Source organism: Tardiphaga sp. (assembly GCF_041424195.1).
Lineage (GTDB): Bacteria > Pseudomonadota > Alphaproteobacteria > Rhizobiales > Xanthobacteraceae > Tardiphaga.
The window spans coordinates 1-3,205 of record NZ_JBGMOE010000221.1 but is presented as its reverse complement, the minus strand read 5'-3'; the positions used below and the strand labels follow the sequence as shown (position 1 = coordinate 3,205).

Annotated in this window: 4 protein-coding genes; all 4 read left to right on the top strand. The window is 58.8% G+C overall.

The features are described 5' to 3' along the window. Positions 1–78 precede the first annotated feature (78 nt). The gene (locus ACEK02_RS30240; RefSeq protein ID WP_371425125.1) at positions 79–1,062 is read left to right on the top strand and encodes a tyrosine-type recombinase/integrase; all 984 of its coding nucleotides are present in this window, start codon (positions 79–81) and stop codon (positions 1,060–1,062) included. A 127-nt stretch (positions 1,063–1,189) separates the two neighbouring features. Beyond that, positions 1,190–1,579, top strand: coding sequence for a type II toxin-antitoxin system RelE/ParE family toxin (locus tag ACEK02_RS30235; RefSeq protein WP_371425124.1), 390 nt, complete (start codon positions 1,190–1,192; stop codon positions 1,577–1,579). Continuing rightward, on the top strand, positions 1,554–1,889 hold the full coding sequence (locus ACEK02_RS30230) for a helix-turn-helix domain-containing protein (RefSeq protein WP_371425123.1): 336 nt from the start codon (positions 1,554–1,556) through the stop codon (positions 1,887–1,889). Before ACEK02_RS30235 ends, ACEK02_RS30230 begins: the two co-directional genes overlap by 26 nt. Positions 1,890–2,633: 744 nt before the next feature. Next, entirely contained in the window at positions 2,634–3,200 is a 567-nt protein-coding gene (locus ACEK02_RS30225) for an LLM class flavin-dependent oxidoreductase (protein ID WP_371425122.1), read from the top strand. The last annotated feature ends 5 nt before the right edge of the window (positions 3,201–3,205 follow it).

Below are 3,205 nucleotides of genomic sequence, written 5' to 3'. Positions count from 1 at the left end.
AGGGGGTCCCTTTTGCGCGCCGATAGGGGGTCCCGATTGGACGCCGATTGACAGCGAAAGAGATCGTGGCGCGTCCAGGTGCGTCGCAAAGGTGGGGCGCTATCAGCGACCTTCGATACAAAAGCCGAGGCCGAAGCTTGGGCGATCGCGACCGAAGCAAAGATTCTCGCGGGTGATTTCGCCGAGACCGTTGCCCAGGGACCAGTCGCACCCGCCAGCGGGAAAGCGGCCAAGGACCTGTTCACTCGTTACGCGAAAGAAGTGTCGCCTGGGAAAAGAGGCGGGCGGTGGGAAGAGATTCGCATCAAGATGCTTGTCCGCCGGTACCGCCTTTTCGACCGACCGATCACCGCGATCACCGGACCCGACATGGCGGAGTGGCGCGACAAACGCCTGTGCAAGGTATCCGCCTCGACGGTGAACCGCGAACTCTGTCTCATCTCAAGCATGTTCACCCACGCCATGAAGGAGTGGCGTGTGGGCCTGACACTCAATCCCTGTGCGCTGATCACCAAGCCACGCAAGCCGCGGTCGCGAACGCAGCGAATCACGGTCGCGGACCGCGAGGCGATCATCTCAAAGCTTGGTTGGGATGGAACGTCGGAACCGATGTCGTCGAGGCAATGGGTCGCGTTCGCCTTTTACCTCGCGCTCGCAACTGCCATGCGGAAGGGCGAGATATTGTCGCTGCGGTGGTCGGACATCGACTTTGACGCTCGCTCCGCGCACCTCGACATGACGAAGAACGGCGACGACCGCGACGTGCCGTTGTCGAAGGCAGCGATGACGCTGCTGCGCATAGTGAGGAAGCGAGAGCCGACCGCGCCGGTCGTGCCTGTGCGGACGGGGCACTTCGACAAGCTGTTTCGTGATGCAAAGCGCGAAGCCGGCCTATCCCAGATCCACTTTCACGACAGCCGACGGGAGGCTGCCACGACAATGGCACCGAAGCTGTCCAACGTGCTGGAGTTGGCAGCGATCACGGGACACAAGTCCCTTTCGATGCTGCAAATCTACTACAAGCCGCGAGCAGCCGAGCTCGCTGCGCGGCTGGACGCATAGCATCATGTGCCTGTCGGAGGTGCCATGGCGACCTTTGTCCGGCGGTTTATGGGGACCAGCCTGGCAAGCCTTGAAATTATAGCTCTCAGGACTATACTATGGGTCGTTCCGTCGAGCGAGTTCGATCGTGACAGTGTTCATGACGAGGGGATTCGCCCGTTTCGCGCGCAAGGCGGGACTTGCGTCAGGCAGCCTTTACGCCGCGGCAGGTGATGTCGCGGCCGGGAATTATGACGCGGACTTGGGCGGCGGCGTGTTCAAGCAGCGCGTGGCCAGACACCGCGGCGGTAAGTCGGGAGGATTTCGGACCATCATTCTGTTCAAGGTTGGTGGGCACAGTTTCTTCGCTCACGGCTTTGCCAAGAATGAGAAGGCCAATGTAAGTGTGAAAGAGCTTAAGGCACTCAAGAAATTGGTGGCGGTATACCTGGGTCTTTCCGAAGACGAGGTAGGGGTCGCTGTCGTGGCGGGTGAGTTGATCGAGGTTTCGGATGAAGATCACGAACACGAAAAGTAAGCGGGCTGCAAGCCCGATTTTGGCTTCAGTGCATGAAGCCGCAGCGGGATTACATTGGATCGGTCTCGTCGACAAGTCGACGATGCGGGAGTTCGATGCGCTGTGCCTCACGCCGGTCGAGCCTATGGCGCCCGAAGAAATTCGGGCTTTGCGGGAGCGCGAGAATGTTTCGCAGCCGGTGTTTGCTCATTACCTCAATGTCCGGAAAGACGCTGTCAGCAAGTGGGAGCGAGGCGAGAAGCGTCCAGACGGGCCCTCGCTCAAGCTACTCAATCTCGTTAAGGCGAAGGGACTGCAAGCTATTGCTTGACGACGGAGAGTAATATCACTTCCTTGGGAATTTAAGGGCATGGTTTTTCCAAAATAAATATTGCGTAGAGAATCTTTATAAACGGCAATTATGCCCACTAATCGGCTGGGCAATGCCTGATGACTGATTGAAGTATTTCCGAGAATGATGAGGTGGCGGCCAAGGCCGGCATGCGTCTATCGCCGTGAGGCCGCTTCGTTTGGCGGGCGATCATCCGCTGCCTCGCATGTCTGGCGATCGGGGGGTGTGCGCAGAGTTGTTTCGACGCGGAACAGGATGCTTTCGGCCTGGTATGGGCTACCATTGCCCAAGTGGCTGAGGTTTCCGATGCTGGCCAATGGATCGCAAGTGATATCAAAACCGGCTCCGCGTTAGCCGTCATTGTTCGCGGCAAGGACATGAAGATCAGCGCTTTCCAGAACGCCTGCTTGGATTGCGGAATAAGGCTGGTCTGGGCAATCAGCGAACGCTTCCCATTCGTGGTAGGCCTCATCTCTGCCCGGGACCAGGCGCGTTGCGCGCGACTTCGACGTTGCCTCACACCTTAATCACAGGTGTCGCGTCCTTGTGTCGCCACATCCGCGCGGATTGGAAACGTCGTCCAACCTACTTTATTGTGCATGATCAGTAAATCATGCACGACTGTCTGGTTGCGAGGCAACCAGTTTTTCGCATGCCCGTGCCGCGAACGGGCTTGATGACACAAGAGAGGAATCGGGACCCATGAAGGTATCATATTTGTGCATGACCGGGTACGATGGTCCCGCGCCTGGCATCGAGATTTGGCCGGCCTCGCCGGAGTTTTGCAAGCCCGACGTGGCGGGGGTGTCGTATGCGCGCTACCTGGAGATGGTGGAAGCGGCCGAGGCGCTGGGCTTCGACTGGGTGAGCGTTTCGGAGCACCACTACGCGCCCTATCAGATGACCCCGAACCCGATGATCATGGCCTCTGCGATCATCCAGCGCACGAAGCGCGTTCGGGTTGCGCTGCTGGGCCCGCTCGTACCGCTGAACAACCCGGTGCGTCTGGCCGAGGAAGTGGCGATGCTCGATGCCTTGAGCGGCGGACGGCTGGAAGTGCTGTTCCTGCGCGGCACGCCAAACGAGCACAAGACCTATGACACCGCCGCCGACAAAACCAAGCCGATGACGCAGGAAGGCATCGACCTGATCTTGAAGGCGTGGACGAGCGAGAAGCCGTTTTCGTGGGAAGGCGACCAGTACCAGTTCAACACGATCTCGATCTGGCCGCACATCACCCAGCGGCTTTGTTGCATAACTCCTGATAGGCTTGCTGCGGGATTTATTTGAGATTA